Below are 22,407 nucleotides of genomic sequence, written 5' to 3' on the forward strand. Positions count from 1 at the left end.
TATTTTTCCTCCATATTTTGCGTTAGCTTGGTCTCATTCACTTTTTACGTCGAGACCCGAGTTGAAAAGACTACTGAGCTTCTTTTTTCTTTGCGACATTTTCCTTATATTGCTCATAATCGGTGACCATTAAGAAGTAGTTTTTCGGATCATGCCGATATTCGAGTTGGGGAATCAAGACGAGGATTAAGACAACCACCACGATGCCGGCAATGCCCAAGATCTTCATCAAGACAGTGAAGAATGGCCATACGGTATCCCAGTCGAACATGCCGAGGTAGCCGCCAAACTTCGATAACCCGATCCAGGTGGCAATGAGCGCTGCGCCGAAGACTTGGATCAGACCGCTGAAGAATGGCAGGATCATCGCCGCCTTTGCCCCGGCTCGCCGGTTAGCAAAGACCCCAAAGGCTGCATTATCAAAGAAGAGCGGGATAAAGCCGGCAATGATAATCGTTGGCGAATGGAACAGGAGCAAGGCGCCGATTGCGAGAAACTGGCCTAATGCCCCAAACAGGAACCCGATTGTGACGGCGTTGGGTTCGCCAAATGCGAAGGTCGCAGCCACGTCAATCCCCGGAACCGAACCTGGCAACAGCCGGTCGGAAATGCCGGTAAAGCTTTCCGTCAGTTCACCGACGAAGGTCCGAACCCCGAGTTGCAGAATCGTGAGGTTAACCGCAAATCCAAGTGATGTGGTCATGATATAAAACAGGAAACTGCCATTTGGCGCCAAACCAGAGGCCCCTTTTGAAGCCGTAAACACGCCGATAAAATAATCCCGACCAAGAATTAACATAATGATGCCGAAGAAAAATAGCATTAGAATTCCGGTAGCGACCATGTTTTCATTGAAGATCTTGAGGAAGCCGGGTAGTTCAATGTCTTCCAGCCGCCGTGCCTTTTTCTTGGCCTTCACTTCATGCGCCTTAAACTTGTCTGCCAGCCACGATACGAAGGCAATCCCAAACATTTGTTGATGCGCGACTGCAAACCCGCCGCCATCGGTCAAATCCTGGGTATAACGCACGGTCATGTTCGAACCAACTGCCCAGTAAAGTCCCAAGACAACGCCCATCACGAGTAAAACTTCGATCCGGCCCATTTGCGGGAAGCAAAACAGCAGAATCCAAAACGCCGTGGCTGCTTGTTGCACCTGCACATTACCTGTCGTAAACACCGCGCGCAGTTTCGTCCATTTCTGGAACCGTACCAGTAAAATATTGAAAACAAACGCAAACAATAGTAACAACATGACATCGCCAAAAGTTCGACCAAATGTCTTGTCTAACCCTTCCGTCACGGCGTTTTGCCCGAAGTATGGGTCAATCACCGTTGCCGTTAAGTTGAACCGATCTTTTAACCCGGTCAGAATTGGTCGGAAGCTGTTGACCAAGCCGCCAGACCCAACCATTAAGATCATGTAGCCAATCACCGCTTTAAGGAAACCGGCGATGGATTCGTATAATGGCTTACGTTCCAAGATGTACCCGAGTAAGACGATAAACCCGATCATGTAAGCAGGTTGCGTCAAAATATTTGCCGCAAAATAATCCCATACGCTCACTAAGAAATCTAGAATTTGCTGCATGATGTGCTACCTTTCCCCTTCAGCTCCCCGCGTCAACAATCGCCTTAAAATCATCAACGCTATTGACGGCCAACAGTTGGTCAATCAATCCTTCCGTCATTAACAAGTCGGAAAGATCCCCAATATTTTGCAAGTGCTGCTCTGGATCCTTTGCTGCTAACGTAAAGAACAATTGCGCCTGTTTTTCCGGATCAGCTGGATCGAAAACAACTGGCGCCGGGAATTTGGCAAACCCAATCGCCGTCCCCAAAACATTTTCGCTTTCTGCCATCGCATGCGGCATCGCAACGCCGGGCACAATCACGATATATGGGCCGTTCTTCTCAACATTGCCGATAATTTCATCTACATAACCCGGCAAAATGTATTGATGCTCAATCAGTTTACCGGCTGCTTGTTGCAAGGCATCGTGCCAATCTTTTACCGGTTCGGGCCGAATATCGACCAAATCCTTGTCCAAAAAGTCTTTCAGTAACATTGTTGATCCCCACCTCACCTGTTTTATAGAAATGCCGGGAATGGCGTATCATTTGGTACCGAGAATGTATCGTGGAAGCCGCGGTCATACATGAATTCCATCCGATCCTTGTCATCTGGAAAAGTGAATTCACCGCCGACTTGCCAGATAAACGGCTTGAACTTGTATTGCAGCCGGTCTTTCCGCATTTTCCATAGCGCTTCGATTTCCTTCGGGTCAGCCATAAAGTTTGTCCAGATATCGTAATGAACCGGAATAACGACTTTTGTCTTCAGTGATTCAGCCATGCGTAAAATATCGATTGAAGTTACTTTGTCGGTAATGCCACGAGGATTTTCGCCGTATGCCCCTAACGCAACGTCAATTTTGTTTTCGTTACCATGCTTGGCAAATAGGTTGGAGTAATGCGAATCTGCGGCGTGGTATAAATTCCCGCCCGTGGTTTCAAACAGATAGTTGACGGCAATCTTGTTCATATCCTGTGGCAGTTTACCCGCAAGGTGAACATTCGGATCGTCTTCGGTCACTAATGCGGTCCGATCAAAACTTTCAAGCACTTTGACCTTGGTTTCGCCAATTGTCACAACATCCCCCGGTTTGACAACCACCGTCTTTTCAGCCGGAACGCCCCAGCCTTGCCAAATTTCACAAACTTTTTCCGGCCCATAGAATTTTGCATCCGGGCAATTGGCATTAACTGCTGCAGCGGTGTTGATGTCGAGATGATCGCTATGAATATGACTCACAAACAGCGCATCCACATTCTTAATGGCAAATGGGTCAATCACAAATGGCTGGTTGCGCAGGTTTGGCTGCATCTGCTGCACCCCGCTCATCCGCATCATTTGGTGACCTTTGCGCATCATCCCGCTACCATGCGACCGCTTACCAGTGCCGCACCACATATCAACTAAAATGTTGGTTGCTTCTGCCGTCTTCAACCAGATGCCGGTACATCCCAGCCACCACATTGAAAAAGTCCCTGCTTTGACCTGTTTATCCGCGATTTCTTCATTCAACCAAGTACCCCATTCTGGAAAAGTGTTAAGAATCCAGTCTTCGCGCGTCACGTTATTGATCGTCTTATCTGCCATGATGTTCCTCCTTAAATTCGTTTCCCGATTTCACTTTTTATGTTATGGAATATTGATTGCGCTTACAACACTGCTATATGCACCTTTTGCGGATTATATGACCTTTTATGAACTTTATATGCATCTTAGCAAAGACGATCGGCTTATTTTTATGAATCAAATCATATTCCGTATTGGATAAATACATAAAATACATGTTGAAATAACTGCCAACCTAAAAAACGAGCCAGAATTCTCGTTGGAAAAATTTGCGACCATGTCTGTAAAAAGCATCACAATTTAGTTAAACCTGATTTAATCTATAAACCTTATCTTCAGAAATTGTCTAATCAGTACCACCATCCTTCGTGCATAAATTTATCCACTTTTACTAGTAGATTTATTAAACGCTATTTGAATTTAAATTAAACAAATTATTCGGCAAAATAGGGCGCGAACCGTTTCTGAATATTTTGACGATTCTTTAAGATTTCATTACTTTCGCCACCACCCAAAAGCGCGTATGTTGCTCGGAAACCGTCTATCAATCAAGTAAAATATGCGTCAGTTATATCAACTCATTTTTGCTTCACTATTTTGGGATACCTAACTTTTATTTACCTATCGCATTGGTTCTGATTGGCAGCAATGAAATGCCAACAAGAAAACGCTACTTTAGCCGCCACTATCGGAAAAGCTTTCACTGACCAAAATTTTCATTTGACGCTTGACACAGGCGTCAGGGGGTTATAAGCTTGCGGTTATTAAGAAGAAATGAGATTATTTTGTCTAAAATGTGATTTCTTTGGGTATTTTGGTGTTTTATTTTCAGATTCATTTTTTCTTAATACCATTTAAGAGGGGGACGGGCGTTTATGAACAAGAATGCGACGACCGAAGCGAAACGTCACTATAAGATGTACAAGGCCGGATCTAGATGGATGACGGCTGCCATTATCACATTTGGGACGAGTTTAGTTGTTTTAGGCGGTACTGCCACCCAGTCGGTTTCAGCTGATACCAAGACACCGACTGCAGACAAAACGACGCAACCTGTCAACCAATCTCAGACGCAGACGGCGACATCAACGGCAAGTAGTCAAGCGACCACTGCTGATGCCAAGGATAAGACAGCTGAGACACAACCAACAACCACCACCACGACTAAGCAAGTAACCGCGCAGTCGCAGGCCGCACCATCGACAGCTACCAAGGCTCAATCACAGGCAAGCACAACGAACCAGGCGCAACCGGCAGCGGCAACTAAAGTTCAAACCGGTACGCCGTCATCTGGTGCCAACACGCAACCAGCCGCCAACACCGCCACAACCAAGAGTGCAACATCCACGACATCATCTGCCGCGACACAATCGGCTGCACCGGCTAGCAATGCTGCAACCACGAACGCCGCCAAGACCCAATCTACGGCCGCAACCACAACCGATCCAGGACCGGCCAACCAAGACACTTTGACTAAAGGTAACGTCAAAGGTTTATGGAATGAAGGCTATCAAGGCCAGGGAATGGTTGTCGCAGTCATTGATTCAGGGGTTCAGGCTCACGACGACTTGCGCCTCAGTGATGACAGCACCGCCGCCATCACCAAAGAAAAAGCCGAAGCTGCCATTTCCAAGTTAGGCTATGGCTCGTACGTCAACAGTAAGATTCCATTTGCTTACGATTACGTCAATAACGACAGCGTCAACACCGGGACCACGGTGGCTGGCTCTACCCACGGCGAACACGTTGCCGGTATCATCGCGGCTAACGGCACGACCGCTGACGGCGCAACCGGCAATGAAAAAGCCACCACTTACGTAAAAGGAGTGGCTCCTGAAGCACAAATTCTTGCGATGCAGGTCATCGATGAATTCGCGGATGAAAATGCTAATGATATTTCGCGCGCAATTCGCGATGCCGTAACGCTCGGTGCCAACGCAATTCAAATGTCACTAGGCATCGGCGTTACCGAGCAGGATCTCACTGACGAAGAACAAGCAGCCGTGCAGTATGCCACTGATCACGGTGTTTTCGTCTCCATTTCCGCTGGGAACAATGCCAACGCAGGCAGCATTATCGGTTCCAAAACGTCCAATGATATCTCCACGGCTTACTCGCCCAAAAATGATTCAACCATCGGCGATCCAGGAGCGGCGGCTTCTGCAATGACGGTCGCAGCCGAAAAGAGTGCAACCGGTGACAAATCAGAAATGGACGGCTTTTCATCATGGGGGCCAATGGCGGACTACACCTTGAAACCGGATATTTCCGCGCCTGGTGATAACGTCATTTCCACGGCGATTGATCCAACGACCAATACCCAAACCTATGCCACTGAATCAGGAACTTCCATGGCTGGTCCTTACAATGCCGGCGCGGCTTTACTTGTGATGCAAAAAATCAAAGCAACTCGGCCTGATCTGCAAGGAGCCGACCTTGTCAAAGCGGTCAAACTCGCGCTCATGAATGCCGCCGATCCAATGAAGGATATCAATTATCCTGATACTTACATCTCTCCTCGACGTCAAGGTGCTGGTCAAATCGACGTCTCTAAAGCCGGCGATCTAACCGTTAGCGCTGAAGGCAACAAAGACGCCGGTTCGGTTTCGCTAGGCAAAATTGGTCAAACCACAAGCTTCACCGTGACACTGACCAACCATGGTAAGACCGCGCAAAATTACGTTGTCGATACCAACGGCGGTCCGCTCACGCAAGTTCAAGACACCAGCAATGGCAACACCGTCCACGATCAGACCCTCATCGGCGCAACTGTGAATACGGACACAGCCAACTTCACGCTTGCTGCTGGCGAAACCAAGACTGTCACCTTCAAGTTATCCCTCGACAATACTGTCGCGGCTAACCAGCTTGTTGAAGGCTTCCTCACCTTTAAGGCCGGCGATACCTCGCAAACGATCAGCGTGCCGTACTTAGGTTACTATGGCGATCTCACCACAGAACAGGTAGTTGATGCGTCTGCTAACAGCGGCGAGTCTATTTTTAATGGCGGCTATTTGGTTGATGGCGCCAACACACCACTAGGGGTCACCGACTCAGCGTCACTCAGCAGCCTTGTCAACACTGATACAACCGGGAAGTATACTTGGACACTGGTTCCAACCTACGTCGACAATAAAAAGGTTTCATTTTCACCCAACGGCGATGGCGCCAGCGACACCGTCTATCCATATGTATTTTCCAAGCAGAACCTCAAATCCGTTACCATCCAGATTCTAGATGCACAAGGCCATGTGGTTCGCGTGTTGGATAAGGAAAACAACACGACCAAGTCCTACTTGCAAAATGGTAATACGTATAACTCCGATCTTGGCTTGAGCACGGATATGCGTCTCGATCCAAATGCCTTCACTTGGGATGGCAAAGTTTACGACCAAGCAACCGGTAAATATGTCACTGCCCCAGACGGCAAATATACTTATCGTCTGGTGACCGAACAATACAACACCGGCGCTCAGCAAAATCAGGACTTTGATTTACCGGTCACCGTGGATACGGTTGCACCGACTTTGACAGGTCTGAGCTATCAAAACGGTCGCGTCACCGTTAACTACAATGATCAAGGTGCGGGCTTCACCAAGTTCAGTGACATCGCGTTGAAGATCGGTGGCAAAGCTTATGGCGTCAGTCTGAACAACAACGGCCAGAATAACGATGGTACCTTGAGCTTTGACCTCACCGCAGCCCAAAAAGCTGCACTTGAAAGCAGCGATGGCAGTTTAACTCTGACGCTAACCGATGTCGCCGGTAATAAAACCAGCAAAACGCTGCAGGCGGTCACCGGTACCCACCAAGCAACAACGCCAACAGCAACAACCGCCAATGTGGCACCGCAGTTCAGCTGGAAAGTTGGCGATGGCCCATACAACCACTGGCGCACAGATGGCTTCGTTCAAGCGGTATCCGACCAAACCAGCTTTACGGCCTATGCCCAAGTTCCAGCTGGCGTTGATTGGATTGTCTATGCCACCGACGCCATGACTGGTAAAGTCTTCTCCGGTAAAGTTGACACGAAGACCGGCAATGTCACCTTTAACTTAACCGCATCCGCTCCATATGGCGACTTTGTGGGTACCGTCCTCGCGCCAACAGCTGATTTTGGTACCTATGAACAAGCCGGCCGCGCTAACGGAGATGAAATGGTCGTCTTCCTGGATACAGATGGCACCGCGGGATATGGTCACTTCAGCCAGAAGGATCCTCACGTCGCGGTACCGCTGCAAGATAACGCTAAAGCCGCGGCTAATGTGAAAACAACCAGCGGCGCCCCGGTACTGGGTGGTCGTGCCTTTTCTCAAATCACCACCCACGCACAACCAACGGAAGGGCTGACGTTTGATAAATTCAACGACAATTCCTTCACCTTGGTCGGCGCCGATAAAGTAGCTGACATCTACAATGCCAAAACAGGTCAATTAACCATCACCGGTCATGTTGATCAGCCAGCCGGCAAGACGTTAACCGTCACCAGTGCTACCGAGCCTGCGAAGACGGTCACGATTGGTGCAGACGGAAAATTCAGCTTCACCGTGCCATTCAAAGCCGCAGAGCAACAAGCAATCGGCTATCGATTGACTTCCCCTGCCACTGATGGCTCCAAATCGACGCAAACCGCGTATGGCGAGCTGCAAATCTACCTCGACACCATTTTCCCAACACTGAATATGCCGCAAGCTGATACGTTGCAGGTTGATGACAAAGGCAATTACGAAATCACCACAACCAGCGACACCTTCACCGTTTCCGGAACCGTTAACGACAACATCAATGGCTACCGTCTCTACACAAACGGCGATAACATTGTGCACCAGAAGAATCTAGCTGGGTTCAACAACCACCTCGATCCGCTGTCAACGACTTCCAACCCATACGGTACGGCCGCCTTCACGCAAACCTATCAATTAGCAGACGGCGACAATTACTTCACCATCACCGCGGTTGATATGGTCGGCAATAAAGTCACCAAGGTCTTCCACGTGATTAAGACCAAGGCAACAACGCCAACGACGCCAGAAACACCGACGACGCCAACGCCGACGCCAAAACCAGGCACGGGCGATCAAACCGGCACGGAAAATCCTAAAGGGCCTACCACTACTCCGAAAACGGATGAGCAAGGCAAAACCAATCCGACACCAAAATTCGTTGATTTGACAAACACCACCAAGGGCCAAGACAAAACCGGTACTACTGCTGAAACTGGCAAGAACACCAAACAAACCGCCGCAGCCAAAACCATGCCGCAAGCTGGTGAAGCGCAAAGTCCACTGGCTGTTCTTGGCCTTGCAATCCTAAGCATGCTCGGCTTGGCAGGATTCGTATCACGTAAAAAGCGCGTCTAAGCCAATCAATCTTGGTTAAGGTTGAATAGGAAAGGAAGGAGTTGAGAGTATGCAGCCCGTCACCATTACAAATCTTGATCGGCTCTTAACGGCGCTGATTCAAGCCAAACAACGCGGTGACCTGGAGCAAACCGTTATTGACTGTCTGCCAGTCGAGCCCGGCGATGCCCATATTTTCGGCGTCCGGGCAGACAACGGTGAAATCAAGTCACTCATCCACTTCCGCTTTGATCAACCTTTGCCTTCCGATTATGCTGCCGTACTCAAGCGTCATGGATTTCAGCTTACTGTTGAGCATTTTAAGCAAGCGCCATGAGTGAATGGCAGCGCATTGAGGCGTAGATTCGGTTGGGATGTGTTTTATCTGTAAATTAAAACAGGCATTGTACCAGTGTTTTGGGCTGGTATAATGCCTGTTTTTTTGCTTTGCGAGCCTTCCAGGATTAGGTGAAATGAAAATAAAACGATTGATTTTTTACATACAAACCATTTTTGCATCATCACCGCGTTACACTTCTTAACGCGCCACCAGCGGCACCACCGCCCCAACTAAATTCGCATCGTTGCGATACTTAGCTGCCACAATCTCCGGAAGCTTAATCGTCCTCGCTGCAAGTGGCGTTACTTGCAGATAGGTAGCAACCCGTGCCCGGATTTCGTCGATGACACGTGATTGAACGCTAATCCCGCCGCCGATGACGATCTTTTCCAGGTCTAGAACGGTTTGTATGTTGTAGATCATCGCCGCCACGCCTTGAGTGAAGGTGGCTAGGATTGCAGCGGCGGGTGTGTCAGGCTTGAGGGTTTTAAAGACGCGTGGGCCAAGATTGTGGCCGCGAATGTGTTGGGCAGCAGCCATGGCGTTGACGGTTTTGACTGCTGAGAGTCCGGCGGCGGTTTGCGCACGGGTGATGGGGTTGAGGCCGTTGGTAATCATGAAACTCGGCTCACCGCTGACATCATGGCTGCCGGTATAGAGTGTCCCGTTTAAAAACAGTGCGGCTCCTACCCCAGTCCCGAGCACGATCATAGCGCTGTTGATGGTGCCGGCGAGCTTGCCTTGCCAATGTTCGGCTAGGGCAGCAGCATTGCCGTCATTTTCAATCACGACTGGTGTGTTTAAATGAGCAGCATCCTTAAGTCGCGCAGCCAGTGGCATTGTTTCTAGAAACGGGAGAGCGGCACAGGTTTTGACGATGCCTTGCTGCTGATTGACGACACCCGGCAAGGCCAACCCGACGCCAGCAATTTGTCCTTGATATCGGTGGATCAGCATCGTCATTGCCGCCATAAATTCAGCCCGACTGTTGCGCGCGGTCGGCTGTTTATGTTTCTCCGCGAGCTCGCCTTGCTCCGATACTAACGCATATTTGGTCGAGGTGCCGCCGACGTCAATTGCCAAGTACTGCTTCATGGTAATCCTTTCTTCCACAGTGCACGATTGCTACTTAATCGGCGCCTTGATTCGTTTTTCATACGCATCCAGCCATGCTTGGGTGACTGGCGTAATCGTGGTCGTTTGATTCGGACCGGGATTTGCCATGAGGATCACCGGTTTCTGGCTGGCAGTGGCGACGCTGAAGGTAAATTCCACATTCGTTGCGACTCCCCAATTGCCGGCGCGGTCTAAAGCGATGAGCGAAAATTCACCGGCTTTACCATAACGGCGCTTTAACTTTTCAATAAACGGATAAACCGCTTCATCGCAAGCTTCTTGCGGCGTACGGCCTTCACCCATGCGGCGTACGATTTCGTAGGATAGACAGCCTTTCATGATATCTTCGCCTAACCCGGTTGCCGCGGCGCCCCCGATGTCACTGTCAACATAAAAACCGGATCCGGACAGTGGCGAATCGCCAACTCGACCCGGGCGTTTCATAAATAAGCCTGATGTTGAGGTTGCCGCGGCCATCGATCCTGTTGGTGCCAGCGTAATAGCGCCCACCGTGTCATGGCCATCGTAAGGTTTGATTTTGGCGTCAGCAAGTTCTGCCCGGCGCTTTTCCCAACGTTTTTTGGCTCGGTCTGTTAACATATTTCGCATTTCGAAGCCATTTAACTGGGCGTACTGGGTGGCACCTTGGCCGACAAGGAAGCTGTTGTAATGATCATGACTGAGCGCGCGGGCGACCGAAACCGCATGGAGTACTTCATGGATGCCAGCAACTGCGCCTTGGGCCAAAGTGTCGCCATCCATGAAGGCCGCATCCATTTCAACTTCGCCATTTTCATTAGGCAAACCGCCATACCCGACCGATTTGTAATAAGGGTATGCTTCAACGGTTTTGATCAATGCCTCCACTGCATCCCCGGCTGTGCCGTTTGCTTGCAGCAGCTGGCTGGCTTTCTTCACGCCATCGTGGGCCATGCGCCAAGTGGCAATCACGCCCCAAGCTGTTTCGTTCATTTATCCATCGCTCCTAACCGAATCATCGCATTCATATCAATCATCATATTTAACTTGAGATCGTGCTCATCCATCCACTCGTCCGCCTTATGCGCAATGCCTTTTTGACCGGGAAAAGAGGGCCCGAATGCCACAATATTTGGCATTTTACGGGCATAAGTCGCCCCAGTTGTGGTGACCGGTTGACCCTCTCGCCCCGTCACCTGTTCATAGGCTTGCGTCAATGCTGCCAGCCGCGGATCGTTTTTGTCATGCAGGATCCCCGGCATGCTGCGAATCACGGTTATTTGGGTGCGGGGAAAAACGGCTGCAGTCAGCGCGCGGGTGACGTCATGCTCTTGATAAGTCACAGGATAGCGGACCGCCACTCGCAGACTGATGACCGCGCCGATTTTTTGCAGCTGATAAGGTGTCACAATCAATCGGCCACTTGCGGCATCGGCAAAATCCATCCCTAGCCCTTCGCCGTGGTGCTGGTTCGCCAGCGTTTGCACCAACCATTGGCAATAGTTGGCAAACTGTCCGTGGATCGCGTGTTCGTCTAGCAATTCCTTGGCTAAGGTTGTGATCGCATTTTTACCTAACTCTGGGGCATTGCTGGGCGCGCGGATGCCACTGGCAGTATAGCGCTTGTCATTGATCGTTGCTTGCAGGTGGTCAGGCACATGATCGCTTGCTTGGTCGCCGGTGATGGTGGCTACTTTGTCGAGAGAATCATCGGTGATGGGCGTGCGCAGGTTAAAATTCACAATGCCGCGTTCGCCATATACAACCGGAAATTTGCAGTCTGGCGTGAAACCAAACTCAGGCGGGGCTTCCTTGGCGAGATACAAAGGGACATCCGCCGAACCGCTTTCTTCATCCGAGCCTAAAATCAACCGAATCGTCCGCTTAGGCTGAAAACCGGCATCCTTGAGCAGCTTCATCGCAAATAAACAGGCAATGCTTGGGCCTTTGTTATCGAGAATTCCCCGCCCATATAAGCGGCCAGCCTTTTCCGAAAGGTCGTATGGTGGAAAATGCCAATCCGTTTCGCCCGCTGGTACCACATCCAAGTGACCGACGATGCCGATATAATGCTGGTCATCGTCACCCCACTGAATATACGCCATTGCCGAATTAACAATCCCCGTTTTAAACCCATAAGCCTTTCCCAGTTCTGCCGCAGCGGTTAAAGCCGCCCGCGGGCCCCGGCCAAACGGTGCATCGGCTTGTTGCGACCCGCGAACACTTTTAATTTGCATGATTTGGCGCAATGCTTGGATAAAAGTCATCCGTTGCGCCTCATATAAAGCTGCTAGCGTTTCATTTTTCATTCGCACTTACTTCCTTAAATTCACACCCGATCCCGCGTTAACGTGGACTTAAACGAATATTTGTCAGCGCGATAGTACGAAATATCGTAAAGAATCGGCTTGGCATCGGCAGTATAGGTGACGGAATGGACGAGTAGTAACGGATCGTCTTTTTTCCCGTGGAGTAATTTGATCATGTCTGGGTCGATCAGCACGGCTTCGACTTCCTGATGCGAATAGGCAATCGGCACCCGCTTTTCAATTAAGGCAAAAAGCGAGCCCTCAAAGTCGTGTGCTTGCAGGCCTTCAATGTATTCATGGCAAATTGCAACGTGCTCAACGGTCATCGGTTCTTCATCCCAAAACCGCCGTCGCACGAGCAGGTCAACGGTTTTGTTTGCCTGCTGATCCCGTCCTAGCACGCGCGCAATTTCTTCCGGGATCGGATCCAGCGGGCCAAAACTCAGCACTTCGGTACGACTCTTCTTGCCATATGCGCGCGCGGCTTCGGTAAAGCCTTGTAACCCCATGCGGCCGCTTTCGACTTTATCGGTATACGACATGACATAGGTGCCTTTCCCCGGTGACTTCACAAGTAATTGCTGCCGAATCAGTAGGTCAATCGCCTTGCGCACCGTGAGTCGGCTGACTGCGAACTCCTTAGCCAAATCATATTCAGATGGTAAGCGCTGGCTGGTAGTGTACACCCCGTCACGCACACGGCGGCTTAGTTCATCTGCGACCTGTTCAAATTTTGCCATTCGTTTTAGCCTCCGTTTTCTTTAACAACGCTTTTCGTAGGTTCGTTGACGTTACGTTCATTTTGTCATGGTTCATGGGTGAAGCAGCGGCTGCTTTAAGGCCACTTTTGCCGTTCATTCACATGCGACAATTGCGCGCGCTGCTGCGATTGTATGCCCTTCCATTTTTTGCTTGTTTTTCACGTGCTACCAGTTTATGCTTAGTATGCATTGAATAGTATATACTACAAGTTTTATTTTTTGAAGCGCCTTTTTCCCATGTATCATCGCGAAAAATCCGGTCTGCTAAATTCACTCGTCAGTGGTCTTTTTACGCATCTGCACGCAACCTCGTCAAAAATTAAATAAAGGAAGTGTCATCATGCTGTCATCTGCCCATGTTCCTGAAGACAAACGCTCGCCGCTTCTAGCGCTTGGCATCTTATCGATCTCATTCTTAATGTCGGTTAGTAACGCGGTTTCCGGAACTATCCCGCTGATGGAAAAATATTTTTCCGATGTTTCGCGGGCCAACGTTGAACTTTTAATCGTCATCCCTACTGGCGGCGTCCTACTGGGAACAGTGATTAGCGGTCTGGTTTCTAATCTGCTCGGGAAAAAGTATACGGTCATCGCCGGGCTGACGATTTCCATGATCTTCGGCATCATCCCGGCGTTTATTTTCAACTACCCTGCCATTTTAATTTCCCGGGCAATGTTTGGCGTGGGGATGGGGGTTTTCACGCCGCTCAGTGTGTCTTACATCACGGATCTGTTCCCTGAGGAGACGCGGAATCGCCTGCTGGGGTGGCGTAATTCGGTTGGCGCAATTGGTGATGCCATCATGCTTTTCATCGCCGGCTTCTTGATCAACATTAGCTGGCACACCACTTACCTAGTCTTTCTTTTCTTATTGGTGCCGATTATTTTAGTCATGTTTCTGGTTCCTAAGCGCTACGACTACATCGTCTCGGAAAATGGTAAAGAAGTCGAAGAAACTGCCAAGGTGAAGCCGACAACCAACGGCGGCGTTATTCAGCTGGCCATCGTCTTCCTATTCGTCTGCTTGTTCTACTCGGCTATTTCGTTAAAACTCGCTAGCTACATGGTGGATAATCACGTCGGTAGCGCCGCCGCAGCCACCCATATTTTCGGCTTTCTGGTATTGTGTTCGATCATTTCCGGCATTGCGTTTGAAAAAATCGCCAAATGGTGCGGCAAGTATACCGTAGCCATTTTCGATATTGTGACCGCCCTTGCGATGATGGCAGTGCCGTTTGTCCATTCAATTCCAGCCTTGTTGGTACTGGTGTTGGCGGCTGGTTTTTGCAACGGGATCATCAATCCGGCCTTAACCGCGCGCATGGTCCACTACTCGCCTAAAGGGTCCATGAACTTCACCACTTCGATTATCATCATCGGCATCAACATCGGCTTCCTCATCGCCCCTTACTTTTTCCAGTTCTTCGGCAGCATCATTGGCAATGCCGACCCTGCAACCATGATCTTGTGGAGCGGTATTTTCTATATCTTGTTAGCCGTTTACGACTTGGTAATCGTTAAAAAAGACCGCTTAAGCATTTGATCGCAAAGATTAGGAGCCGCTACTTATGAACGACAATGTTACTTGGTTTAAACACGCTAAATACGGCATGATGATTCACTGGGGATTATATTCGCTGCTGGCAGGTGAATATCGCGGTGAGTCATCGAGTGCCTACGCAGAATGGATTCAGTCCAAATTTCAAATACCAAATGTCGAATACGGCAAACTTGCCACCGCCTTCAATCCGCTTTACTTTGATGCCGATCAAATCGTGGCTCTTGCCAAAAAGTGCGGTATGCAGTACCTGGTCGTCACCACCAAACACCACGACGGCTTTGCCATGTATCATTCAGAGGTTGACAGCTACAACGTATACGACGCCACCCCGTTCCACCGCGATGTGATTGCCGAACTAGCCCAAGCCTGTCATCAAGCAGGCCTCAAGTTCGGTCTCTATTATTCCCAAGACCTCGATTGGCACGAACCGGATGGCGGCGGCTACAAATCAAACGACCTCGAAACAGCCGGCACCACTTGGGACAACAGCTGGGACTTCCCGGACGAAACACAGAAGGATTTTGACCGCTGCTTCAATCGAAAAATACTCCCGCAAATCAAAGAAATCATGACCAACTATGGTGACATCGCCACAGCCTGGTTCGATGTCCCGATGACCCTATCCGAAGCCCAAAGCCAAACCATTTATGATACCGTCCGTGCCTTGCAGCCTAACTGTCTCATCAACTCACGCTTAGGCAATGGCAAGTATGATTTTGTCTCACTCGGCGACAACGAAATCCCCAAAGACAAAGCTGCCATGACCCAAACCGATGTCGACTATAACGACATCACCGGCTTCAAACCGTCACCGCTGGGGTTATACGAAACAGCTGGCACCATCAACGACTCATGGGGCTTTTCCTATCACGACCAGAACTGGAAAACCCCGCGCACACTCTTCCGCTACAAACAACACCTTAACGATTTTGGCATCAACTATCTGCTCAATGTCGGGCTTGATCCGCTAGGCCGCGTGCCGATGATGGCAGAGGAGAATTTGCTGGCGGCTAAGGCGTTGGAGGATGAAGCTAGGATTTAGGTTTGGTCGACCTTAATGATTGCTTGATGCGAGGTTCTGCGCATTTCAAAGTTTAAAAACACCTAAAGTAGAAGATAAGCCATAATTCCGGCTTGGTAACCATGACTGATCAGATTCCGAACCAGTCAAAAATCGATGTTGGGAGTACCGAGCCAAACTCCTCAATCTCCGGCAAGATGGGGTGGCGACTCGAAGCTAGAGCTGTGATGGCACTTTTAACTCGCAAAGACCGCGATTTCAAAGTCTCCTAACAATACCAGACGGGTTGTTTCCACTGCTGAACCCCATCTGGCCTACATTTGCTCCGCCTTGGCACTAAAACCATTAAAGCCCATTCAAATTAATGTAATGAATCTAAAAGGCGTACTATTTTCTCAATGAGATGTCAAAAAATAGTACGTCTTTATTGTGTAGATATGAATTATGATCCAGCCTCTTCGTTTGCATTCCCGCCAAGTGGTTCAGGCATTAAAGATCCTTTAGGCGTCATTTATTGATGTCTGAATCTCACACAGGCTGTGTTGCGCGAACCAAATTATCAAGAGATGCTCATCTTCTGTTGAACCGCAGCATTAGCATCCCCATAAGTTTAAACCAATCGTGAATAAGCCGTAAAAAAGCGATCCACTATACGAAAATAGAATCGCTTTGCTTTACGCCAATTAATGGCGGTGTTAAAGCTTCTTAAATTAATTCGAATCCTTCACAGTAGCCAGTGTTCGCAGTTGCGATGTGATCTGTTCTGCCAAATTAAGCATCGTATGGTATACATTCGCCTGCACTTCAATTGGTTTCGGAATGAGAACAATAGATCGCGTCGTTTCTCGGGGCTTGGAAAAAACAATCTTCACTTGAACGGTACACAAGTGTTTGCCTTTGACCACTATCTCTTCATTCAATGTTTGAACGACTTCAATGCTGTCATAGGGAAAATACTCTGGCTTCAAGTTGACGGCAGAAAAGCGTCGATTGTTAGGTAAACATAAGAGTTCATGTTGATCATCAAATAAAACATAGCCGTTTATTCGACGTGTGATCATAAAGTTTGCGCTATCGGTTATCATTTTTTCCTGTGGTGCTTGTTGTACCACTTGCTTAAGATCCGCCAAAGTCATGCTGGTGACTGTCTTAGTGTAGTCCAAACTAGAAATCCTGTAACAGTATTTACAAATATACCCATCAGCAGTTTTGAATTTGACTAGGCCCAATTTTTTATGACAGAGAAGACATTTTCTCAACCTCTTCATCTCCAGTCCTCAAGGCGTCGCTTATCAAGAGCGTTGCCATTTTAAGGTATTTCTGGTATTGCACATCGTATGCTTGCTTCAAGGATCGGTCAGGTAAAATGACCACATCATCTTCTGCTTGCGCAGTTACGTTATCACCATCACCGATAAGTGCTAACATGACGGCGCCATCAATTGCTTCTCGTTGAACCGTTCGTTTGTGTACAGGCAATCCGAAGACATTTGCGAAAATTGTTAGCCAAAGTGTGCTCTTCGCCCCACCACCAACAATACGTATAAAGTTAGTTGCCGCACAATTGCGCATCTGCTCGTATAACTGGCGACATCCAAAGGCTAATCCTTCTAGCACGGCTAAATACATATTATCTTTAGTTGTTTCGAGGCCGATACCGATAAAAGCACCTCGCAGGTTTGGATCGGCATATAACGTCTTTTCACCGTTCAAGTGGGGGAAAAACAAAACTGTGTTCTTCCCCAGCAATCTTCGGGGAATCTTCCGCTGTTCGGCATCAGCATCCTCGGTATTGATAATTGATCTCAACCACCAGTCATTGAGAACCGCACCAGTTTGCACGACGCCTTGTGTCAAGACACTTTCGTTTTCTGCGTCAACTTTGAACATGATATTCTTGCCAATCTGTTTCAGTTGGTGGCGGCGATTAGGCACCACGACGACGCCAGAAGTCCCAAGCGAAATCAACGGTTGCTGCTCCTGATCCGTCTTATTCGCTAGAGCAGTTGCTGCATTGTCACCGGTGCCGGCAACAACCTTAACAACTGAAGGTAATCCTAGTTGATTGGCAAGTGAAAACTTTAATTCGCCAATAACATCACTTGAAGTATGAATAGTCGGTAAAATACGCTCATCAATCCCGAATTCCTGACATATTTTGGTTGCCCATCGACTTTGTTTGAAGTCAAACAACGACGATGTCGAAGCATCACAATAATCAGTTGAATAGTGCCCTGTAAGCCGATAAACAATGTAATCTACTGGCATGAGTAAATGCTGTAAAGCTTTGAAATGGCTTGGCTCCTCACGTTTTAACCAAATCAGATTTACGAGCGGGCTTCCTGTGGAAACAATCTTAGCATTTTCCGATTCTCTAATGATGTTTAGCTGTTTTTTCAAACCCACTACCAGCGCCTTAGTCCGTGTATCATTCCATAAAATTGCGGGACGAACAATGTTACCGCTTTGATCCAGAAAAACGGTTGTATGCATTTGTCCTGTAATCCCGATGGCCGCGATGCTGTCCGAAGAACGCGCGTGTTTTACTAATTGATGTAGCCCAGTTAAGACAATGTCAAACCAGATGTTTGGATCAATCTCCCTGGCTCCGTTCGCTGAATTCATATATTGATAGGTTTGCTGATAACCGTGTTGCAAGGAAAGGTCCTGATCAAACAAACCCATTTTGATTGAGGAGGTTCCTAAATCAATGCCAATATATTGCTTGCCCAATGATTTCACCTTCCTGAGGATCGCCTAATCAAACGTCACCATCGTCTTCAGCGTTTCTGGCAGCATAGCATATTGAAACGCGCTTTCAGCATCCGTGTATGGGAACGTCTTATCCAACAACGGCCGCAGATTGAGTGCTTTTTTGCTTATAAGCTGAGTTGCTCGGAAATACGTTTCTCTGGTAGGACTCACGGTGCCCTTGATAAATTTTTCGTGTGCATGCACGGCACCGAGATCAATTGAAACGGGATCGTCTGGATGCATCGAACTAAACATGAAAGTTTGGCCGCCATTGGCTGTAAAGGCAATAGCCTGTTTAGCAATTGCCGGCACTGCGGTTGTATTAAAGACAACATCAGCACCGCGACCATCCGTTTCATTCTTGACTAACGCAACCGGATCTTTCTGCATAGGATCAAAAACAAAATCTGCCCCCAGTTCTAGCGCTAATCGGCGCCGGTTTTCATTGGGTTCGCTAACCAGAACGCGCGCTCCCTTTAACTTCAAAGTCATCACGTGTAACAAACCCATCACGCCGCCGCCAATAACCAAGGCATCTTGGCCAAGCTGCACGTTCGCCCGTTCGACACTGTTAATCACACATCCTAAAGGTTCCGTAAAGGCCATATCCAGGAAAGACGTCGTATGAGGATATTTGAACAAGTCAGTTGTCTTAACGGCCATCAACTGAGACATCCCCCAGAAACCCGAAATGCCGTAGTCGTTGTGAAATGTTGGTGACGAGTATATTTCCGTACATAAATTTGGCCGGCCAGTTTTGCAATAATAGCATTCACCACAGTTTGGCAGAATATATTTCACAACGTGGTCGCCTACTTGAAAATGCTTGGGATTAACAGCGTTGCCAACTGCAATAATTTCGCCGCTGAATTCGTGACCACCGACTCGCGGATAAGTCCATTTTGTATCACCCGTATAATCGCGAACGTCATTTTGGCATAATCCATTGGCTCTTATCTTCATTAAAATCTCATCACCTTGAATCACTGGATCAGGAAATGATTTGATTTCAATCTGTTTTGGCCCATTTTCTAGTACTGCTTGCATTTTGATACCAACCTTTCTAAGCACCCAATATACCTGTCCAGCCACCTATAATACCTATTAAAATCATGATCCCTATGATCTTCAAAGAGGACCAGCCGCGTTTGAGCATCAGTAAGATCAGCAGGGTAAACGCAAAGGGCAGAATGTTGGGCATTAAAACGTCAAGCAATTGTTTCTGAATACTGAACGTTTGCGTTGAGGTAACAATCTTAAGGGGCACTGTCATTTTGACATAGCTTGAAATCAAGCCCCCCATCACCATGCAACCCATAATTTCAGCACCTCTAAGAATTCGATCTAAGATGCCTTTTTCGAGGAAATCCATGACAGATTCAGCACCAGCGCGGTAGCCAAACATAAATGTGCCATAACTGAGACCCCATGAAATCCCGAACATCAGGACGAAATAAATGATGGAACCCCAGATCGTACCTTTTCTATTCATATCAATACAAATAGCCAGCAAGATTGGGATCAAAACACCTTGATAGATCGTATCGCCGACACCAGACAGCGGACCCATCATCGATGTCTTAAGGCTCGTTATGAAGTCACCAGGAATATCCTTTCCTTTTGCCTTCTGTTCTTCCATTGCAATGATCATGCCAATAATAACAGCGCCAAACTCTACGTGAACATTAAAAAATTCGATTTCGCGCTTCATCATATCTTTTTTCTTCTCAGGTTCATTGTTATAAAACTTCTTAACAATAGGCGTAAAGACATGAGCGATGGCTTGGCCCATCATCCGCTCATAGTTGTAACAGGTCTGCGGAAAATTTTCCCAAATGAGCCAAGATTTAATCAAGTCACCTTTTGTTAACAAGCTTTTGCTATCTTTTGCGGTCACCTGCATTTTATCGTCACTCATAGCTTGGGCCCCCTTCATCGGACTGATCCTGATTCTTCGTTACCTGAACATAAACAACTGCAACAAGCGCAGCAATAACGCCAAGTGGTAGCAGACCCAAACCGGAGTACGTTGCCAGCACAAACCCGATGTACAAGAAGACTCGCGAATCGCCTTTGTAAATGTATTGCAGCGTAATGGCGACCCCAAGCGCTGGCATCATACCGCCAATCACTTTAAAGATGGTTAGAACCGTGCCGCCTAATGCCGCCACAAAACCAGAAATGTAACTGGCACCGTAGTATGCTGCCAATCCACACGGAATGATGGTGATTAAAGCCGTCAACAATTGCGGGTACAAAACATTGGCTCGCCAAATCTTGTGATACTGGCCATCCTCAATATAGTGATCTGCAACATGCACAAAGATTGAACCATAGGTCATTCTCGCATACCAAACCAAGGTGCCCAGTAGTCCGATCGGCACCGCAATGGACAAGGCAGTTTTCGCATCCAACCCACCTGTGATTGAATAAGCCGTACCAAGAATCCCTGATAAAGCCATATCGGCTGGCATTGACCCACCTGCGGAGATAAATCCTAAATAGACTAAGTTAATGGTTGCCCCAACCATGGCTCCTTTTAAAGGATCGCCCAAGATGACGCCTGTTAATAAGCCACAGACAAGCGGTCGCTGAATCGTCCATAGTCCAACAAAGGGCAGATTCCCAATCGCGATAAAATACAAAAAGCCACAGAGGAATGCTTGAAAAATGCTCATTTTATTCTCCTCCTAAATAAGGTTGGTAATTTCAATTAGGCGTTGTTCGGGTACCAACTGATAAAAAACATGCACCTCTTTTGCTACAAGTTTCTTGATAGCATCAATTTCGGATGGATCCGCAGCAACATTCTTAACAAAGGGCTTACGATCCCCGCGCAAACCCATTCCGCCTAGGTTAACTTGCGGCAGTTGAATACCGTTTTCCGCCAGTTTTGCGTAATATGTTGGCGACTTTGTCAACAGTAAGATGCGTTCCTTCTCGTTGTTGTCTCCGTTCAAGTAATCCATTGCTTCTTTCACATTCATTGGGTCAACACGAACACCACGTGGGGCAAGCGTTTTCAATACTCTTCGTTGAAAAGGATCCCTGGCAACCGTATCATCTACAATGATGATGTGATTAATCCGATAAGTCGGCACCCATGCAGTGACAACCTCACCATGAATCAATCGATCGTCAACACGCGCAAATGTAATCTCTTTCATTTCGATACATCTCCTAATCATTAGTTTCCTTAGTTAAATGCTTATTGACATCAATAAAGGTTGATGGCGCCTCTTTAATCAACTTTTCGCAGATTGCTTCACGACCATTATTTGGATTACTCCTCATCATAAATGCTTCAAGCAGCATAGGTAGATTCATCCCTGTTATATGTCGAATATCATACGTACCCATCAACGACACAACTGTGTTGAACGGACTGCCGCTAAACAAATCTGTAAAACAGATGACTTCTTCAGTTGAACCGATTTCGTCTAAACGCGCCTGGATCTTTGCTCGCAGCGTACTGACGTCTTCAGTGGGTTCCAGCCCAAAAGCTTTAACACGCTCTTGTTTGCCAACAATCATCTCAGCACTGCCAAGCATTGCCTCTGCTAAATTGCCGTGTGAAACCATAATAAATTGCATTTTCCCATCTCCTGCATTCTCAATCTAATATTTGTGATAACTCCTGAATGAAGTAATCAAAGGTAGGATGTCTCTTTAAGCGTTCTACAAATGTCGCATCTTGAATTATTTTCCCAAGATAATTCCACAGCTGAAATACTTTCGCGTTATTCTTTTCAATGGCGACCAGGATAACCAAATCAACCTTATTACCATCTGTATCCCATTCGATTGGATGCTTGAGCAGGATAACCGAGACAAACGTCGCAATCGGCAATGGGCTTACAGGGTGAGGCAATGCAACTGTGCCGCCAAAGTAACTGCTTCCAAGTTCTTCTCGAAGGCGAATAGCTTTGTTTATTTCAGTCGTCTTACCAGCCACTGCGGGTGACGAAAGCGTTATCAAATGATCAACAACCTGATTTTTATCATGAAGATTCGCATAATCAAACCTGCCTTCTGAAAATAAGTTGAGAATTTCCTCTTTGGTCTTAAAACCATCAATGGCTAAT

20 protein-coding genes are annotated in these 22,407 nt (G+C 47.8%); 5 read left to right on the plus strand and 15 right to left on the minus strand.

Going from position 1 to position 22,407, the window contains the following annotated elements; genetic code table 11:
- Positions 1–70: 70 nt before the first annotated feature.
- From ACWP87_RS10265 to ulaG, 3 genes are read right to left on the minus strand one after another with little or no spacing between them, the layout of a single operon-like run.
- Positions 71–1,591 carry a PTS ascorbate transporter subunit IIC gene (locus ACWP87_RS10265; protein ID WP_005687769.1) on the minus strand — a complete coding sequence of 507 codons (1,521 nt, stop codon included), beginning with the start codon at positions 1,589–1,591 and terminating at the stop codon, positions 71–73.
- Positions 1,592–1,610: 19 nt separating this feature from the next.
- Positions 1,611–2,069 (minus strand): PTS sugar transporter subunit IIA, encoded by a 459-nt coding sequence (locus ACWP87_RS10270; protein WP_014570171.1) that lies wholly within the window; start codon positions 2,067–2,069, stop codon positions 1,611–1,613.
- Between the two features lie 23 nt (positions 2,070–2,092).
- Positions 2,093–3,163 carry an L-ascorbate 6-phosphate lactonase gene (gene ulaG, locus ACWP87_RS10275; protein ID WP_014570172.1) on the minus strand — a complete coding sequence of 357 codons (1,071 nt, stop codon included), beginning with the start codon at positions 3,161–3,163 and terminating at the stop codon, positions 2,093–2,095.
- Between the two features lie 854 nt (positions 3,164–4,017).
- Between ulaG and ACWP87_RS10280 the strand changes: the two genes are divergently transcribed.
- Both ACWP87_RS10280 and ACWP87_RS10285 read left to right on the plus strand, forming a co-directional pair.
- Positions 4,018–8,502, plus strand: coding sequence for a S8 family serine peptidase (locus ACWP87_RS10280; RefSeq protein WP_014570173.1), 4,485 nt, complete (start codon positions 4,018–4,020; stop codon positions 8,500–8,502).
- Positions 8,503–8,551: 49 nt separating this feature from the next.
- Entirely contained in the window at positions 8,552–8,818 is a 267-nt protein-coding gene (locus ACWP87_RS10285; RefSeq protein ID WP_005687921.1) for a hypothetical protein, read from the plus strand.
- A gap of 201 nt (positions 8,819–9,019) precedes the next feature.
- On the opposite strand, the gene ACWP87_RS10290 is transcribed toward ACWP87_RS10285, so the two are convergent.
- Genes ACWP87_RS10290 through ACWP87_RS10305 form a run of 4 tightly spaced genes read right to left on the minus strand, consistent with a single transcriptional unit; the run spans position 9,020 to position 12,965 of the window.
- Positions 9,020–9,916, minus strand: a complete 897-nt coding sequence (locus ACWP87_RS10290) for an ROK family protein (protein ID WP_014570174.1) — start codon at positions 9,914–9,916, stop codon at positions 9,020–9,022.
- 30 nt (positions 9,917–9,946) lie between these two features.
- Positions 9,947–10,909 carry a N(4)-(beta-N-acetylglucosaminyl)-L-asparaginase gene (locus ACWP87_RS10295; protein ID WP_005687925.1) on the minus strand — a complete coding sequence of 321 codons (963 nt, stop codon included), beginning with the start codon at positions 10,907–10,909 and terminating at the stop codon, positions 9,947–9,949.
- A complete protein-coding gene (locus tag ACWP87_RS10300) occupies positions 10,906–12,225 on the minus strand; it encodes a M20 family metallopeptidase (RefSeq protein WP_005687927.1) in 1,320 nt (439 codons plus the stop codon). The genes ACWP87_RS10295 and ACWP87_RS10300 overlap by 4 nt, the downstream gene beginning before the upstream one ends.
- Before the next feature lie 20 nt (positions 12,226–12,245).
- Positions 12,246–12,965 carry a GntR family transcriptional regulator, LSA1692 subfamily gene (locus ACWP87_RS10305; protein ID WP_005687929.1) on the minus strand — a complete coding sequence of 240 codons (720 nt, stop codon included), beginning with the start codon at positions 12,963–12,965 and terminating at the stop codon, positions 12,246–12,248.
- Between the two features lie 361 nt (positions 12,966–13,326).
- On the opposite strand from ACWP87_RS10305, the gene ACWP87_RS10310 reads away from it, so the two are divergent.
- From ACWP87_RS10310 to ACWP87_RS10320, 3 genes are all read left to right on the plus strand, one after another.
- Complete coding sequence (locus tag ACWP87_RS10310; RefSeq protein ID WP_005687931.1) at positions 13,327–14,529, plus strand: MFS transporter; 1,203 nt, start codon at positions 13,327–13,329, stop codon at positions 14,527–14,529.
- Between the two features lie 25 nt (positions 14,530–14,554).
- On the plus strand, positions 14,555–15,589 hold the full coding sequence (locus tag ACWP87_RS10315; RefSeq protein ID WP_014570175.1) for an alpha-L-fucosidase: 1,035 nt from the start codon (positions 14,555–14,557) through the stop codon (positions 15,587–15,589).
- Positions 15,590–15,690: 101 nt separating this feature from the next.
- A complete protein-coding gene (locus ACWP87_RS10320) occupies positions 15,691–15,840 on the plus strand; it encodes a hypothetical protein (RefSeq protein ID WP_155404104.1) in 150 nt (49 codons plus the stop codon).
- Positions 15,841–16,278: 438 nt separating this feature from the next.
- Here the strand turns inward: ACWP87_RS10320 and ACWP87_RS10325 are convergent, their stop codons facing one another.
- The 8 genes from ACWP87_RS10325 to ACWP87_RS10360 all read right to left on the minus strand — a co-directional run.
- Complete coding sequence (locus ACWP87_RS10325) at positions 16,279–16,836, minus strand: DUF4428 domain-containing protein (RefSeq protein WP_076638770.1); 558 nt, start codon at positions 16,834–16,836, stop codon at positions 16,279–16,281.
- Positions 16,802–18,301, minus strand: a complete 1,500-nt coding sequence (locus ACWP87_RS10330; RefSeq protein ID WP_005687934.1) for a xylulokinase — start codon at positions 18,299–18,301, stop codon at positions 16,802–16,804. Before ACWP87_RS10330 ends, ACWP87_RS10325 begins: the two co-directional genes overlap by 35 nt.
- 24 nt (positions 18,302–18,325) lie before the next feature.
- Positions 18,326–19,369, minus strand: a complete 1,044-nt coding sequence (locus tag ACWP87_RS10335) for a zinc-dependent alcohol dehydrogenase (RefSeq protein ID WP_005687935.1) — start codon at positions 19,367–19,369, stop codon at positions 18,326–18,328.
- A 16-nt stretch (positions 19,370–19,385) separates the two neighbouring features.
- The gene (locus tag ACWP87_RS10340) at positions 19,386–20,240 is read right to left on the minus strand and encodes a PTS system mannose/fructose/sorbose family transporter subunit IID (RefSeq protein ID WP_005687936.1); all 855 of its coding nucleotides are present in this window, start codon (positions 20,238–20,240) and stop codon (positions 19,386–19,388) included.
- Positions 20,233–21,000 (minus strand): PTS mannose/fructose/sorbose/N-acetylgalactosamine transporter subunit IIC, encoded by a 768-nt coding sequence (locus ACWP87_RS10345; protein ID WP_005687937.1) that lies wholly within the window; start codon positions 20,998–21,000, stop codon positions 20,233–20,235. The genes ACWP87_RS10340 and ACWP87_RS10345 overlap by 8 nt, the downstream gene beginning before the upstream one ends.
- A 12-nt stretch (positions 21,001–21,012) precedes the next feature.
- The gene (locus ACWP87_RS10350) at positions 21,013–21,489 is read right to left on the minus strand and encodes a PTS sugar transporter subunit IIB (RefSeq protein ID WP_005687938.1); all 477 of its coding nucleotides are present in this window, start codon (positions 21,487–21,489) and stop codon (positions 21,013–21,015) included.
- A gap of 13 nt (positions 21,490–21,502) precedes the next feature.
- Positions 21,503–21,916: a PTS sugar transporter subunit IIA gene (locus tag ACWP87_RS10355; RefSeq protein WP_014570177.1), complete on the minus strand. Its 414-nt coding sequence runs from the start codon at positions 21,914–21,916 to the stop codon at positions 21,503–21,505.
- Between the two features lie 19 nt (positions 21,917–21,935).
- A partial coding sequence (locus ACWP87_RS10360) for a PTS sugar transporter subunit IIA (protein WP_029943981.1) occupies positions 21,936–22,407 on the minus strand: 472 nt, incomplete at its 5' end.

It is taken from the genome of Lacticaseibacillus sp. 22 (assembly GCF_055413445.1).

What these genes read in the sequence shown, in the direction of transcription:
- ACWP87_RS10355 (WP_014570177.1), bottom strand. Translation starts at nt 21,916, where the DNA reads ATGCAATTTATTATGGTTTCACACGGCAATTTAGCAGAGGCAATGCTT.
- ACWP87_RS10320 (WP_155404104.1), top strand. Translation starts at nt 15,691, where the DNA reads ATGACTGATCAGATTCCGAACCAGTCAAAAATCGATGTTGGGAGTACC.
- ACWP87_RS10350 (WP_005687938.1), bottom strand. Translation starts at nt 21,489, where the DNA reads ATGAAAGAGATTACATTTGCGCGTGTTGACGATCGATTGATTCATGGT.
- ACWP87_RS10305 (WP_005687929.1), bottom strand. Translation starts at nt 12,965, where the DNA reads ATGGCAAAATTTGAACAGGTCGCAGATGAACTAAGCCGCCGTGTGCGT.
- ulaG (WP_014570172.1), bottom strand. Translation starts at nt 3,163, where the DNA reads ATGGCAGATAAGACGATCAATAACGTGACGCGCGAAGACTGGATTCTT.
- ACWP87_RS10325 (WP_076638770.1), bottom strand. Translation starts at nt 16,836, where the DNA reads ATGAAGAGGTTGAGAAAATGTCTTCTCTGTCATAAAAAATTGGGCCTA.
- ACWP87_RS10335 (WP_005687935.1), bottom strand. Translation starts at nt 19,369, where the DNA reads ATGCAAGCAGTACTAGAAAATGGGCCAAAACAGATTGAAATCAAATCA.
- ACWP87_RS10340 (WP_005687936.1), bottom strand. Translation starts at nt 20,240, where the DNA reads ATGAGTGACGATAAAATGCAGGTGACCGCAAAAGATAGCAAAAGCTTG.
- ACWP87_RS10310 (WP_005687931.1), top strand. Translation starts at nt 13,327, where the DNA reads ATGCTGTCATCTGCCCATGTTCCTGAAGACAAACGCTCGCCGCTTCTA.
- ACWP87_RS10285 (WP_005687921.1), top strand. Translation starts at nt 8,552, where the DNA reads ATGCAGCCCGTCACCATTACAAATCTTGATCGGCTCTTAACGGCGCTG.
- ACWP87_RS10280 (WP_014570173.1), top strand. Translation starts at nt 4,018, where the DNA reads ATGAACAAGAATGCGACGACCGAAGCGAAACGTCACTATAAGATGTAC.
- ACWP87_RS10295 (WP_005687925.1), bottom strand. Translation starts at nt 10,909, where the DNA reads ATGAACGAAACAGCTTGGGGCGTGATTGCCACTTGGCGCATGGCCCAC.
- ACWP87_RS10270 (WP_014570171.1), bottom strand. Translation starts at nt 2,069, where the DNA reads ATGTTACTGAAAGACTTTTTGGACAAGGATTTGGTCGATATTCGGCCC.
- ACWP87_RS10315 (WP_014570175.1), top strand. Translation starts at nt 14,555, where the DNA reads ATGAACGACAATGTTACTTGGTTTAAACACGCTAAATACGGCATGATG.
- ACWP87_RS10265 (WP_005687769.1), bottom strand. Translation starts at nt 1,591, where the DNA reads ATGCAGCAAATTCTAGATTTCTTAGTGAGCGTATGGGATTATTTTGCG.
- ACWP87_RS10290 (WP_014570174.1), bottom strand. Translation starts at nt 9,916, where the DNA reads ATGAAGCAGTACTTGGCAATTGACGTCGGCGGCACCTCGACCAAATAT.
- ACWP87_RS10345 (WP_005687937.1), bottom strand. Translation starts at nt 21,000, where the DNA reads ATGAGCATTTTTCAAGCATTCCTCTGTGGCTTTTTGTATTTTATCGCG.
- ACWP87_RS10300 (WP_005687927.1), bottom strand. Translation starts at nt 12,225, where the DNA reads ATGAAAAATGAAACGCTAGCAGCTTTATATGAGGCGCAACGGATGACT.